At 59.2% G+C, this 14,005-nt stretch carries 11 protein-coding genes; 9 read left to right on the plus strand and 2 right to left on the minus strand.

Annotated elements, in window-relative coordinates:
- Positions 1–200 precede the first annotated feature (200 nt).
- From HMPREF2787_RS01800 to HMPREF2787_RS01815, 4 genes are all read left to right on the plus strand, one after another.
- A complete protein-coding gene (locus HMPREF2787_RS01800) occupies positions 201–1,433 on the plus strand; it encodes a M50 family metallopeptidase (protein WP_070546673.1) in 1,233 nt (410 codons plus the stop codon).
- A 59-nt stretch (positions 1,434–1,492) separates the two neighbouring features.
- The gene (locus HMPREF2787_RS01805) at positions 1,493–3,340 is read left to right on the plus strand and encodes a penicillin-binding transpeptidase domain-containing protein (RefSeq protein WP_070858209.1); all 1,848 of its coding nucleotides are present in this window, start codon (positions 1,493–1,495) and stop codon (positions 3,338–3,340) included.
- A 68-nt stretch (positions 3,341–3,408) separates the two neighbouring features.
- The gene (map, locus tag HMPREF2787_RS01810; RefSeq protein WP_049189666.1) at positions 3,409–4,320 is read left to right on the plus strand and encodes a type I methionyl aminopeptidase; all 912 of its coding nucleotides are present in this window, start codon (positions 3,409–3,411) and stop codon (positions 4,318–4,320) included.
- A gap of 3 nt (positions 4,321–4,323) precedes the next feature.
- Entirely contained in the window at positions 4,324–5,787 is a 1,464-nt protein-coding gene (locus HMPREF2787_RS01815; RefSeq protein WP_069358763.1) for a cobyric acid synthase, read from the plus strand.
- Here the strand turns inward: HMPREF2787_RS01815 and mtr are convergent.
- Together mtr and HMPREF2787_RS01825 are read right to left on the minus strand one after the other, a co-directional pair.
- Entirely contained in the window at positions 5,784–7,208 is a 1,425-nt protein-coding gene (gene mtr, locus HMPREF2787_RS01820) for a mycothione reductase (RefSeq protein ID WP_246822261.1), read from the minus strand. The two genes, HMPREF2787_RS01815 and mtr, sit on opposite strands and share 4 nt — an antisense overlap.
- Positions 7,209–7,290: 82 nt before the next feature.
- Entirely contained in the window at positions 7,291–8,331 is a 1,041-nt protein-coding gene (locus HMPREF2787_RS01825) for an alpha/beta hydrolase (protein WP_070767569.1), read from the minus strand.
- 163 nt (positions 8,332–8,494) lie between these two features.
- On the opposite strand from HMPREF2787_RS01825, the gene mqo reads away from it, so the two are divergent.
- The 5 genes from mqo to HMPREF2787_RS01850 all read left to right on the plus strand — a co-directional run bounded on the left by mqo (position 8,495) and on the right by HMPREF2787_RS01850 (position 13,997).
- Positions 8,495–9,991 (plus strand): malate dehydrogenase (quinone), encoded by a 1,497-nt coding sequence (gene mqo / locus HMPREF2787_RS01830; RefSeq protein ID WP_049170803.1) that lies wholly within the window; start codon positions 8,495–8,497, stop codon positions 9,989–9,991.
- Between the two features lie 93 nt (positions 9,992–10,084).
- Positions 10,085–11,242, plus strand: coding sequence for a magnesium chelatase ATPase subunit I (locus HMPREF2787_RS01835; protein WP_070858210.1), 1,158 nt, complete (start codon positions 10,085–10,087; stop codon positions 11,240–11,242).
- A 106-nt stretch (positions 11,243–11,348) separates the two neighbouring features.
- Positions 11,349–12,026: a vWA domain-containing protein gene (locus HMPREF2787_RS01840; RefSeq protein ID WP_224784241.1), complete on the plus strand. Its 678-nt coding sequence runs from the start codon at positions 11,349–11,351 to the stop codon at positions 12,024–12,026.
- Complete coding sequence (cobO, locus tag HMPREF2787_RS01845; RefSeq protein WP_042389270.1) at positions 12,007–12,627, plus strand: cob(I)yrinic acid a,c-diamide adenosyltransferase; 621 nt, start codon at positions 12,007–12,009, stop codon at positions 12,625–12,627. The genes HMPREF2787_RS01840 and cobO overlap by 20 nt, the downstream gene beginning before the upstream one ends.
- On the plus strand, positions 12,621–13,997 hold the full coding sequence (locus HMPREF2787_RS01850; protein ID WP_070858211.1) for a cobyrinic acid a,c-diamide synthase CobB: 1,377 nt from the start codon (positions 12,621–12,623) through the stop codon (positions 13,995–13,997). The genes cobO and HMPREF2787_RS01850 overlap by 7 nt, the downstream gene beginning before the upstream one ends.
- The last annotated feature ends 8 nt before the right edge of the window (positions 13,998–14,005 follow it).

The raw sequence follows: 14,005 nt of genomic DNA on the forward strand, positions 1-14,005 counted from the left end.
TTAACACTTTCGGCGAATTGCACTCTATATGCACTTCAGTCTATCTGCGGTTTTGCTGAAAGCGACTGAGCGCATTTTCAGACAATCTTGAGTATCGGGTGTAAGGATACCTTAGAACTTGCTGAAATTGGGACTTAGCCCGGCCGGAAACTGTTCGCCGGTGTGCTCGTTTGCCCAAAGTGGGGGTAGGGTGAGCACTCGTGACATTTCTTCTTGGAGTTTTACTCTTCGCAATCGGCATCGCGGTGACAATCGCCCTTCACGAATGGGGCCATCTCACCGCAGCTCGCCTGTGTGGAATGCGAGTGCGTCGATACTTCATTGGCTTCGGCCCAACGCTGTTTTCCTTCAAGCGGCATCACGCTGCGGCAGGTGGGCATGACACCGAGTATGGAGTAAAGGCAATTCCCTTTGGCGGATTCTGCGACATCGCAGGCATGACGGCAATGGATCCCATCGCTCCTGCCGAAGAACCCTACGCCATGTACAAGAAGCCGTGGTGGCAGCGCATTATCGTGATGCTCGGTGGGGTGGCAATGAACCTCATCGTTGGATTCATCATTCTTTACTTCATTGCCGTGACGTGGGGTTTGCCCAACATGGGTAAGGAAATGGCGCCACGCATTCAGGCGGTGCAGTGCGTCTCGCCGGCACAGCGTGCCGACGGCACGCTGGAGCCCTGCACTGGTTCCGGTCCTGCAGAGCGCGCAGGGCTACGTGCCGGAGATGTGATTGAGAAGATCAATGGCACCAAGATCACGTCCTACCCCGAGGCTGTGTCTCTCATCGGTAGCTCTGCAGGTGGCGACATCAAAATGACCATCGACCGCAATGGCAGCACCCAGACGGTCACGGTCACCCCGGAAGTCGTCAAGCGCAAGACTAACGACGGGCAGGACATCGACCAGCCAGCAATTGGTATCGCCTTCCAGCGACCAGAGACCATCCTTCACGAGTACAACGCAGTGACTGCCATCGGCGGTGCGGCCAGCTTCACAGGCAGCCTTTTCGGGGCGGTTTGGAACGGGCTGCTCTCCATTCCGGAGAAGGTTCCCGGCGTGGTCGCCTCTATCTTTGGTGCTCAGCGTGACCCGGCCAGCCCAATGAGTGTCGTCGGCGCGTCGCGTGCCGGTGGTGAATTGGTGGAGATGAACCAGTGGCCTTCATTCTTTCTGTTGCTGGCTAACCTCAATTATTTCCTGGCCGTGTTCAACCTCGTGCCGTTGCCGCCACTCGACGGTGGCCACATCGCCGTTGTTATTTATGAGCGCATCCGCGACCTGATTCGCAAGGCGTTCGGTAAGCCTGCGCTTGGGCCTGCCGATTACACCAAACTCATGCCAATTACTATGGCCTTTACCGCAGTTTTGCTGGTCTTCGGCGTTCTGGTTATGGCTGCTGACGTGGTCAATCCAATTGTGCTGAACCGCTGATAGCAGGTTGCGGCGCGCCAGCGTCGTCGTAAAGCAAAGCGGTGCTAACGTCAGCCCACATGGAACAAACTTCGCGCCGCAAGCCCCTGCTTCGCAGTATCTCGGCTGTGGCAATCACGGGTCTGGTGTTGTCATCCGCCGCGTGTACGCCGCGGCCTGACACCGGGCGCGAGGTGCTTGAGGAATTCCTTGGGGCGCTGGCGGGAGGGGATGTCGCTAAGGCGGCGGCGCTGACCGATCATCCGGATTCCGCTGAGGGGGATCTGAATGCGGCCACCGACGGCCTTCAGCCGGAGGGGCTTGACTATGAAATCGAGGGTATCGATACCAGCTCGAATCAGTCCTCGGCCGAAGTCACCATGAATTGGCAGCTGCCGCATCAGCGACGCTGGGGATATGACACCACGTTCACGCTGACCAAGACTGAGGCTGGGCAACGGGATTGGGCGTTGCGCTGGTCGCCAGCATCCCTGCATCCACAGCTGGGGCGTAATCAGCACCCAGAATTGCGCACTATCGCAGCTCCACGTCCGTCTGTGGTTGGTTCGGACGGTGCGGCCTTGCTTGAGCCGGGGACTGTGCACCGGGTAATTCTCAATCGTGATGGGGCGGAGAATGTGCAGTCGTCGATTAACCGGGCGGCGACGGTCATCAATAATGAAATGCCGGAAGATGGTCCGAAGCTTGACGCGCGCGCTATAGGGGAGCAGGCAGCTGGTGGGAAGGGTAACTTTTCACTGATTGTGCTGCCGGCATCCACGCCGCAGCGAGTCAAGGATGAGCTCGCGGACATTGACGGAATTTCTGTTAACGATGAAGCAGCGATGGTGCGACCCGACCCGGGGTTTGCGCCTGATTTGATGAGCCGTGTGGAAAGGCTAGTGGACACTGGTGATCACGGTGCCGATGGCTGGAATATCGTGGCGGCCAACGAGGGCGGAGCAGTCGTCGGCACGCTCTATGAGGTGTCTCCGGATGTAGCCCCGGCGGTGCAGGCATCGATTAGTAAAAAGGTGCAGGACGCAGCGCAGAAGGCAGTCGATACGCGGCAAGATGCGAAGGCAATGCTGGTGGCTGTGCAGCCGTCTACGGGCAAGATTCTGGCGGTAGCCCAGACGGCGGAAGCGGATAAGGACGGCGACCTTGCGCTGATGGGACAGTTCCCGCCGGGATCGACGTACAAGATTGTCACTGCTGCTGCAGGTGTGCAGCACGAGGGGCTAAATGCGGGATCGACTGTGCCGTGCCCAGGTTCGATGGAGATCGGGCCGCGAATTGTTACCAACTACAACGGAAGTGGCGTCGGGGATACCTCGCTGAGCGATGCGTTCGCGCGGTCTTGCAACACCACGTTCGGCAACATCTCTCACAAATTGGAACCAGGGCAGTTCAAGGAGGAGTCCAAGAACTTCGGCATCGGCATCAACTATCACATCGCGGGCCTCGACACTATTACCGGTAGCGTTTCTGACGGCAGTGATGAAGTCGAGCGTATCGATGCGGGCTATGGACAGGGCAATGACTTGGCCAGCCCGTTTGGCATGGCACTGGTTTCCGCGACGGTGGCGGCCGGGCGCACTCCGACGCCGTCACTCGTGCCAAGCGCGGGAACGTGGCAGTCGCAGACATCGAAGCCACTTCCACCTGAGGTTTTGAATGAGATTCGCTCACTCATGCGGGCGGTGGTGACCTCCGGTACCGGTTCGGCCATTGCCGGACGCGGTGAGGTCTACGCCAAGACCGGTGAGGCCGAGTATGGAGGCGGCTCGCACGCTTGGTTCACTGGCTATCGAGATGACTTGGCCTTCGCCACGCTCATCGTCGGTGGTGGTGGATCCGAACATGCGGTGGCGATTACCGATGCCTTCTTCGCCAATATGGATGAAGGTTCAGGAGACGAGGGCTAGAGCATTTCTGGCTTCGAAACCGGCACAGGCCGAAAGGCTAATCCGGGGGTAGGGGTAGAGTATGTTCCATGACTCAGCGTTCTCCACTTACTCAGCAAAAGTCCACGCCAATTCGCACTGTTCCGGCACATATTGAACGGCCGGAGTACGCCTGGAAGGACGAGGTTCAGGAAGGCGTCGGCGAGCCGCTGGTACAGACTCCGGAAGATATTGAAAATATGCGAGAGGTCTCTCGCATTGCTGCCAACGCGTTGGTGGAGGCCGGCAAGGCCGTAACTCCGGGCGTGACCACGGATGAGATTGACCGGGTGGTGCACGAGTACCTGTTGGATCACGACACCTACCCGTCCACGCTGGGGTACCGCGGTTTCGAGAAGTCGTGCTGTGTGTCTCTCAATGAGATTGTCTGCCACGGTATTCCGGACACTCAGGTTATTGAAGACGGCGATATCGTCAATGTCGACGTCACCGGATACAAGAACGGCGTCCACGGTGACACCAACGCGACTTTCCTCGCGGGCAATGTCTCGGAGGAGCACCTCCAGCTAGTGGAGCGCACTTACAACGCCACCATGCGCGGCATTAAGGTCATCAAGCCGGGCCGTGAGATTAATGTCATCGGCCGCGTAATCGAGTCTTACGCTAAGCGTTTTGGATACAACACCGTTCGGGACTTCACCGGTCACGGTGTCGGTACCACGTTCCACAATGGTTTAATCGTTCTCCACTACGATGAGCCGAGCCAGGACACCATTTTCGAGCCGGGCATGACCTTGACTGTTGAGCCGATGATTAACCTTGGTGAGCTGCCGTACCACATCTGGGATAATGGCTGGACTGTGCAGAATGATGACTTCAAGTTCACCGCCCAGTTCGAGCACACGGTGCTGGTGACCTCCGACGGCTATGAAATCCTCACTCTGCCGGATGAGCAGAACGTGCCAGGTCAGTTCCAAACTGGTTGGAAGCCCGAGGCCTAACCCGTGCAGGCCCCTGCAGCTCTGATTGCCGGCTGCACCTCAGATGCCGGTAAGTCGGTTCTGGTCGCCGGCATGTGTCGGCTGCTCGCGCGCCGCGGCGTGAAGGTCGCACCCTTCAAAGCACAGAACATGTCCAACAACTGCGCTGTCACGCTTGACGGCGGCGAGATTGGGCGCGCGCAGGCTCTGCAGGCGCTCGCCTGTGGGCTGGAGCCGGATGTCTCCTTTAACCCGGTGCTTCTCAAGCCGGGCTCGGACCACACTAGTCAGGTGGTGGTGAAGGGCAAAGCCGATGGGCATGTGAGCGCTCTGACGTACCGGTCGCGTCGAAAAGCGTTGCGTGGGGTAGTCGCGGAGACATTGGAAGAGCTGCGGGGGCAGTTCGATGTCGTCTTGTGCGAAGGCGCTGGCAGTCCTGCCGAGGTCAATCTGCGAGAGTCAGACATCGCCAACATGGGGTTGGCAGAGCTCGCTGATCTGCCGGTTGTGGTCGCCGGTGACATTGACCGCGGTGGGGTGCTTGCACATTTCGTCGGCACGCATGCAATTTTGAGCCCCGAAGACCGCGCGCGGATTACCGGTTTTATCGTCAACAAGTTCCGGGGCGATGTTTCGCTGTTGACACCGGGATTGGACGTGGTGCGCGAGCACACCGGCGTGCCCGTACTCGGCGTAGTGTCTTTTATTCCGGGGCTGTGGATCGATGCGGAGGATTCGCTCGGCACAGTCGCTGGTGCGTCGGTAGGGCCGGCGAACGCACCGCTGGGTACGGAAACGTTGTCCGTGGCCGCCATTCGCTTGCCGCGCGTGTCCAACGCCACCGATATCGAAGCGCTTGCCTGTGAACCAGGGGTACACGTGCAGTGGACGGTCGATCCGTCGGTCGTTGCTCGCGCCGACCTGGTCGTGTTGCCCGGGACGAAGTCGACGGTCGCCGATCTCAAGTGGTTGCGCGAGCGTGGGCTTGACGACGTGCTGGAGAACCGAGCCGCCCGAGGGCTGCCGCTGATTGGCATCTGCGGTGGGTTCCAAATGCTCTGCACCACCATCACTGACTCGGTGGAGTCGGTAGCCGGGACAGTGAACGGGCTTGGCGTGTTCGATACCGACATTGAATTCGCGGGGACGAAGACGCTGGTGAGCCACCCGGATGGCTCTTACGAAGTCCACAATGGACAGGTTGTGCGAAGCAGCGAGGCGCCTTTTATCACTGAGCCTGAAGAAGGGGCGCGGCGTGGCATGGTGATGGGCACGCACCGCCACGGCTACCTGGAAAATGATCAGGCGCGCCGTGAGTTGCTGATGGAAGTTGCAGTTGCCGTCGGTCGGGACGGCTTTGAGGTCAGTCCTAATACTTCGTTTGCCGGAGAACGGCTGCTGCAGGTCGACCTGTTGGCCAATGCAGTCGAGAAGTACCTGGCTGGGCCCGCATTGGCCCAGGCCACAGGTATTGAACAGCTGGGCTAGTTATCGAACTCCAGGCCTAGGATCGCGTTTTCAATCAGCTCTGGCAGTGCTGGGTGGATCCAGTGCTGGCCCTTGACAACTTCGCGCACATCCATTTCGAAGCTCATCATCTGGATGCACTGCTGCACTAGGGTGGCAGCCTGCTCGCCGATGAAATGCGCACCCAGCAGGCGGCCGGTGGCCCGGTCCGCAATCAACTTGGCAAAGCCATCGCGATCCTCCAGTGCCCAGCCGTAGGCAACGTCGCCGTAATTCTGTACCTTCACGGTAATCTCCGTGCCATTTTCCGCAGCCCAGGCGCGAGCTTCATCCTCGGTCATACCGACCTGACCAATCTGCGGATGTGAGAAGACTGCCGACGGAATGTAGCGGTGGTCAAATGCCCGCAGGTCTGACGGGTTCAGCACGTTGTGGAAGACAACCTTGGCCTCATGGTTGGCAATATGCTTCAGCTGGTACGGGCTAGAGACATCGCCCAGCGCCCACACACCTTCGGCAGAGGTGCGGCCGTACTGGTCAACCTTGATGCGACCATCGTCGTGCATCTCCACACCACCGGCTGCAAGGTCCATACGGTCACCGTTGGGGATGCGTCCGGTTGCCACGAGCAGGGCATCGGCTGCGAGCTCCGTGCCGTCGTCAAGCGTGACCGTGACGATCTCGCCCTCCTGGGAGAGCGCAGTGATGGAGGTGTTCATGCGGATGTCAATGTCGCGGGCGGCAACCTCGTGGAAGCGCTCGGAGATAGCGGCGTCTGAGCCACGCAGCATGACATCGGAGCGCACCAGCATGTGCACCTTCGTGCCGAAGGATGCGAAGACATGCGCGAACTCGCTAGCGATGTAGCCGCCGCCGACGACGATCATTTCGCGCGGAAGCTTGTCGACGCGCATGATGTTCTCGTTGGTGTAGTAATCGACCCCGGAGTCTGCGATGAGGCCCGGAACGTGAGGGCGGGAGCCTGCAGCGATGATGATGTTGTCGGCTGTGATGTCGACGGTTTCCTCGCCGATGCCGGTGCGAATAGTGCGAGGGCCGACGAACGTTGCGTGGCGGTCGTAGACATCGATATTGGGAGTCTCGTCCCCGCGGCGGTATGCCTCGCCGCCGTCGGCAATCTGGTCGACGCGCTGGGCAAAAACGCGATCCTGGATTTGCTTGAGATCAACGGAGTCGAAGGTGCCGTGCACACCCAGGCGGCTGGCCTCGCGGATGTTGCGGGCGGCATCAGCGGCCAGAACGAACATCTTGGTGGGAATACACCCAACGTTGAGGCAAGTACCGCCGAAACGTCCTTCCTCCACCAGAGCGATACGGACATTGTCGTAGGCTGGGGCTGGAATGGAATTGCCGGACCCGGTTCCGATAATGATGACGTCGTAGTGGCGTGGGGTAGTCTCAGGCGAATTCTCAGTGGTCACAAGCACTCCTAGCATTCTGGTCAAACTAGTTTGGTTCAACCGTACTGAATGCTGATTTATTCCGAGTTCCTATTCTGTGCTCCTATTTTGAGCTGTCTCCTGGATTGACTGTGGCAAGGAACTGAAAGGTCTCATTAAAAGCGCGGTCAAGTGCTTCGGGTGCGGAAAGGTAGACATCATGGAGAGCACCCGGAATCGCGACGTTGCGAGCCTGCGGTCCCAAGTGGGCAGTGGCATCGGCAATTTGCTCAGTGTTGAGGACAGAGTCAACGCGGCTGAGCTCCGGGGTGTAGTCGGAGCCGAGAAGGTAGTTGTCCGAGTGGAGGACGAGCGTCGGCACGCCGGTATCGATACCGCGGCTGACACGTTGCTGGCCGACGATGATGGCATTGAGCCAACGCCAGTTCTTGTCATGGCCAGCCAGCGGCTTGAAAGTGCGGTTGTACTCCCAACGCCCCTGGTGGTCGGCGCTAATGGATTTTCCATAGCCGCCCGCAGACTGCACTGGAATAAGACTGTTGGGGCGAATCCGCGACATAACACGAGTCACCAGCGAGTACACGGGAGCCTTTGCCCGGGAAACGTGCAGAGTCAGCCACGGTGAGTTCAAGACGGCAGCCGTGACGGAAATATTGGGTGCTTGCGGGCAATGGCCGCCTGTGCTTCGTAACCAATCGAGCCAGAGCACGGCAATGAGACCACCAGTGGAGTGCGCATTAACAGTGACAGTTGTATGACCAGCGTGGTCTAACACCGCGAGTGCCCTGTTGAGATCCTCGAAGTAATTCGTCAGATCGCTGCAGCCATGCCAAGTCTGCCCAGGTTGGTGCGCGCGCCCGCACTTACGCAGGTCAATAGCGTAAAAGGCGTAGCCTTCGGCGTGGTACCGCTCCGCCACGTGCTTCTGGAAGAAATAGTCCGACATCCCGTGAATCCATAGAACCGCCGGACGCGTTTGGAAGTCGCTTGCCGACGAGTCGGGGCAGTAGCGGACCAAAACCGCGCATACCGACCCCTCACCGTCGGGATCCTGGCCGAGTTCGATGACATGTTGGCTGTAGTCTTCGCCTAGGTTATCGGGGTTAAAGGTGGGGGTAACGAAATCGGGAATATCGGTAGTCACAGGGTCAAGCCTAGCGCCGATTACCGGGGGTAGTGGGAATGTGTGCCACAATAGATTATGGACTGAGACGGTAGCTCTCTTTTGCGTCTTAAGTTGTGTGCGCGCATGTGAGCGAGCGCTAGTTTGAATCACTAATCAAGTTAGTAAGGATGTTGACAGCAAAATGGCTGATAACAAGCTTCCTGCTTCCAGTGGCGACGAGGTAGATGTCGTCCTCATTGGTGCAGGTGTAATGAGTGCGACGCTGGGTGTGCTGCTCAAGGAGCTCGAGCCATCCTGGTCACAGGTTCTGTTCGAGCGTCTCGATCAGCCCGCCAAGGAGTCTTCCTCTCCATGGAACAATGCTGGTACCGGTCACTCTGCTCTGTGTGAGCTGAACTACACGCCGGAGAAGAACGGCAAGGTCGATGTCACCAAGGCTAAGCTCATTAATGAGCAGTTCCAGGTTTCCCGCCAGCTGTGGACCTCGCTGATTGAAAACGGCACCCTGACTGACCCGAAGGAATTCATCAACCCAGTTGATCACACCACCTTCGCTCAGGGTCCGGAGCAGATGGCGTTCATGCGTCGTCGCTATGAGGCACTTGAGAAGGAGCCACTGTTCCACGGTCAGGAGCTCATTGAGGATCCGGACCGTTTCGCTGAGTACCTTCCGCTGATGTCCGAGGGTCGTGACTTCTCCAAGCCGGTCTCCGCTATTCGTAACCCGAATGGTACGGACGTTAACTTCGGTGCACTGACCAAGCAGTACCTGGCCGCACTGTCCGATATGGGTACTGAGATTCGCTACGGACACGAGGTCACCGGTCTGAAGCGCGACGGTTCCAAGTGGATCGTCACCGTGAAGAACCTGCACACCAAGGACGTTCGCACCCTGGTTGCCAACTTCGTATTCGTCGGTGCCGGCGGTGACGCACTGCCGCTGCTGCAGAAGGCTCGTATTAACGAGATTCGCGGTTTCGGTGGCTTCCCGGTCTCCGGTCAGTGGCTGCGCTGCACCAACGAGGAAGTCATTGCTAAGCATGACGCCAAGGTCTACGGTAAGGCTTCCGTCGGCACGCCGCCGATGTCCGTTCCGCACCTGGACACCCGTGTTATCGACGGCAAGCGCGGCCTGCTCTTTGGCCCGTACGCCGGTTGGAACATGAAGTTCCTCAAGAACGGTAACAACCTGGACCTGATTAAGTCTCTGCGTCCGGCCAACCTGCCGTCCATGATGGGTGTTGGTGTCCAGGAGATGGGGCTGACCAAGTACCTGATTACTGAGGTTCTGAAGGACTTCGACGCACGTATTGAGTCCCTGCGTGAGTACGTCCCGAACGCTCGCCCAGAGGACTGGGAGCTGATCGTCGCTGGTCAGCGCGTCCAGGTCATTAAGCCGATGAAGGCTCCGGTCTTCGGTACCCTCGAGTTCGGTACCGCGGTCATCAACTCGTGGGACGGCACCATTGCCGGCCTGATGGGTGCATCCCCGGGCGCTTCCATCGCTCCGGCTGTGATGATTAGCCTGATTGAGCGCTGCTTCGGCCGTCACATGGGCAAGTGGGCCCCGAAGCTGAAGGAGCTCGTCCCGTCCTACGGTACGCACCTGGCTGATGACCCGGCTCTGTTCAAGGAGGTCTGGGAGGCTTCCCAGAAGACCCTGAAGCTGGAGCGCTAGTAACTCGCTGAAGAGCTTCAAAGAGTTCAATTAAGCCAACATTGTTCTACCCCGCTGTGAGCCATCCGTTCGCAGTGGGGTAGAACTGTGCTTATGGAAAAAATCACGTCAGCGACCACTGCACAAACAGAGCCCACTTTTCCTTTTACTGCGATCGTCGGGCAGCAGCGACTACAGCTTGCGTTGATTCTGACCGCGCTATCCCCGGAGATTGGTGGTGTCGTCATCCGCGGTGAGAAGGGCACAGCGAAGACCACTACGGTCCGCGCGTTGGCGCCATTTCTCAGCGGATCGTTGGTAAACCTGCCACTCGGCGCTACGGAAGATCGAGTCGTAGGCTCCATCGATGTGGAGACCGTCCTGACTACCGGACACGCACAGTTCAACCCGGGACTACTCAGCGCGGCTGACGGTGGCATTCTCTATGTCGACGAGATCAACCTGCTGCCGGATCATCTCGTTGACTCCGTTCTCGATGCCGCAGCCACCGGTCGCGTGGTTGTTGAACGCGATGGCATCTCGCACTCCGCAACCTCCAGGTTCGTGTTGGTCGGCACGATGAACCCGGAAGAGGGCGAATTGCGTCCCCAGCTTCTCGACCGCTTTGGTCTCGCCATCGACGTCACCGCATCCAAGGATCCGGCTGTCCGCGCGGAAATCGTCGCCCGCCGCCTCGACTTTGACGCCGACCCGGAGAGCTTTGTCGCGCGGTTCGCCGCCGACGACGATGCGCTACACGCTCGCATCGATCGCGCGCGCGCACTGCTTGACGACGTCGAATTGACCCCCAACATTCTTGGTCAAATTGCCACAGTGTGCGCTGCTTTTGATGTGGACGGGATGCGTGCCGACATCGTCATTGCACGTACCGCCCGCGCTCACGCTGCCTGGCGAGTAGCCGGGGACGAGTCGGCGCAGCCGGCACCCGGCAATCCAATTGAGATCACTGCGGAAGACATTAAGGTAGCTGCGGAAATGGCACTGCCGCACCGTCGTCGCCGTGACCCCTTTGATGAACCAGGACTGGACCAGGAACAGCTCGACGATGCTCTGCAGGATGCAGAGGAGCAGTTCCGAGATGACCAGAATCAGCCAGAGTCGGATTCGGAGACCTCAGACCAGCCCGAAGTCAAACCTGAGAAGCCCTCCCAGTTCGACTCCAACTCCGAGCCTCAGGAGCCGCAACAGTCGAATTCCGCGGGATCGAAGGGAGGTCGCGCCGCTGAAGGCGCCCCCTTTCGCCGTTCGTAAGATCAGCGTTGACGGTGTCGGCCAAGGGGATTCCGGCCGGCGTTCCAAGGCCATTGGCCCGCGGGGCAGCACCATTGGTGCCGAGCGGGGAGGCCATGGTCTCCACGTGCCGGCGACAGTGTTGGCGGCGGCCAATCGTGGCGCCCGGATGGGCGACTCGATGATCCCTCTGGAACCGGAGGACGTTCACGGCGCTATTCGACAGGGAACTGAGTCCAATCTGGTCGTCTTTGTCGTGGACACCTCGGGTTCCATGGCAGCACGCGACCGTCTGGCAGCCGTCACCGGCGCGGTCACATCGCTGCTGCGTGATGCCTACCAAAGCCGCGATAAAGTCGCTGTCGTTACTTTCCGCGGAAATAACGCCGAATTAGTTTTACCGCCGACGAAGTCTATCGACACCGCAGTACGTCGCCTCGCAGATGTCCGCACTGGTGGCCGAACTCCATTGGCCGAAGGATTGCTGAAGGCACACGAAGTGGTAGTTCGGGAAGCCCATAGGGAGCCCACACGGCGCGCAATCATGGTCTTGCTTTCCGACGGCCGAGCAACGGGTAAAAATGGCCTGCAGCAGGCGAGGGCTGTGGCCGCAAAGATCCGTCGTCAAGCGTTGGCGGCGACGGTGGTTATCGACTGTGAGCGCTCTCGCGTGCGGCTGGGGCTGGCACAGGAACTCAGCGTGGAATTGGGTGCGACCTGCATAAATCTCTCCGAACTCAATGCCGAAGCCGTGGCGGGTGTGGTCCATGCCTATCATCGAGACCATGGCACAAGGAAAGCTTGACCCCAAATCAATTCCCAACGATGGACTGACCACCAGGCAGCGTCGCATGATTCCGATTACTGCGGTGCATACGGGCCCAGGTAAGGGCAAGTCCACCGCGGCATTCGGTATGGCGATGCGCGCGTGGAATCAGGGGATGAACATCGGTGTCTTCCAGTTTGTGAAGTCGGCAAAGTGGAAGGTTGGTGAGGAAGCTGTCATGCGCCGATTGGGCGAGCTTCACGACGACACGGGGGAAGGCGGCCCGGTCGAATGGCACAAGATGGGTGAAGGATGGTCTTGGTCGCGTAAGCAGGGCACTGAGGAGGACCATGCGGCAGCTGCTGCCGAGGGATGGCAGGAGATCAAGCGGCGCCTGGAAAATGAGGTGCACGACTTCTACGTCCTCGACGAGTTCACCTACCCAATCAAGTGGGGTTGGATTGATGTCGACGATGTGGTGGAGACATTGAGGAACCGTCCCGGCCGCCAGCATGTGGTGATGACTGGCCGCGATGCGGATCCGAAGCTCGTGGAGGTCGCGGATCTGGTGACGGAGATGACCAAGATTAAGCACCCGATGGATGTCGGACGTAAGGGACAAAAGGGCATCGAGTGGTAGCGCCTGGAATTGTCATCGCGGCGACAGCTTCAGGCACGGGAAAGACGACAATTTCCACGGGTTTGATGCGTGCACTGTCGCGCCGCCAGGCGGTGGCACCTTTCAAAGTCGGACCCGACTATATTGATCCCGGCTATCACGGGGTAGCCGCTGGTCGCCCCGGACGCAATCTAGATTCTTTCATGTGCGCGCCTGAGATGATTGGGTCACTCTATGCGCATGGAGCTGCTGACAGCGATATTGCGGTAGTCGAAGGTGTGATGGGGCTTTTTGACGGCCGTATCGGCAACGACCCGCTGTCGGTGGAGGGGTCGACAGCTGAGATTGCCTCGCTCTTGGGACTTCCGGTGGTGTTGGTTATTGATGCCCGGCACATGTCGCAGTCGGCGGCGGCAGTCGTCCACGGTTTCTCCACGCTTCGCACTGATGTCCGTGTCAGTGGCGTGATTATTAATCAGGTGGGCAGCCCGCGACATGCGGACATCATCACTCGTTCTGTGGAGGCCATGGGTGTCGAGGTGCTCGGTGCTATTCCGCGAGTGACCGATATTGAGGTGCCCAGCAGGCATTTGGGGCTGGTGACTGCAGTCGAGCAGGGTGAGCAGTTAGAAACCGTCATTGAATCGATGGCCAACTTGGTAGAGACTTACATCGACATCGACCGGCTGATTCAGCTTGCTCAGCAGCCCTATCCAGCTGAGCCGTGGGACCCCGCACAGTTTGTTGAACCGCTGGCCACTGAGCGTCGCGTGCGCGTGGCGGTCGCGGCGGGCCCTGCGTTCTCGTTTACCTATGCAGAGCACCGTGAGCTATTGAGAGCCACTGGAGCCGAGGTCGTGGATTTTGACCCGTTGGTTGACGAACTGCCGACAGCCGAAGGCTACATCGTGCCCGGTGGATTCCCGGAAGAGCATGCTGAAGCGCTATCGGTTCGCGATGACATTCGTCGAGATCTACGTCAGGCTGCCGAGGATGGTGCCCTGATTCACGGCGAATGTGCGGGTCTCCTCTGGTTGCTTGAAGATCTCGGCGGGCGCCGTATGTGCGGCATCATCCCGGGTCGAGCACACATGGCACGGCTGAAGCTGGGGTACCGGGAGGCTGTGGCTCTGACAGATTCTGCGCTGTGCCCAGTCGGGGCGCGTGTGCGCGGTCACGAGTTCCACAAGACAGCACTTACCGATGACACCGCAAGTGCCGCTGCCGCGGCCGGATGGCAACCCGCCTGGGGTTGGCGTGGATATCAAGGCGAGACAGTTCGCGACGGCTTCGTTTCTGATTCTGGGCGGATTCACGCCGGGTACCTGCATGTTCATCCAGCCGGTGCGCCAGGGAACGTCAGTCGCTTTGTCGCTTCGTGCGCCGGGTAAGGTATTAG

Source organism: Corynebacterium sp. HMSC061H03, from assembly GCF_001838215.1.
In the GTDB taxonomy this organism is placed as follows: domain Bacteria; phylum Actinomycetota; class Actinomycetes; order Mycobacteriales; family Mycobacteriaceae; genus Corynebacterium; species Corynebacterium jeikeium_D.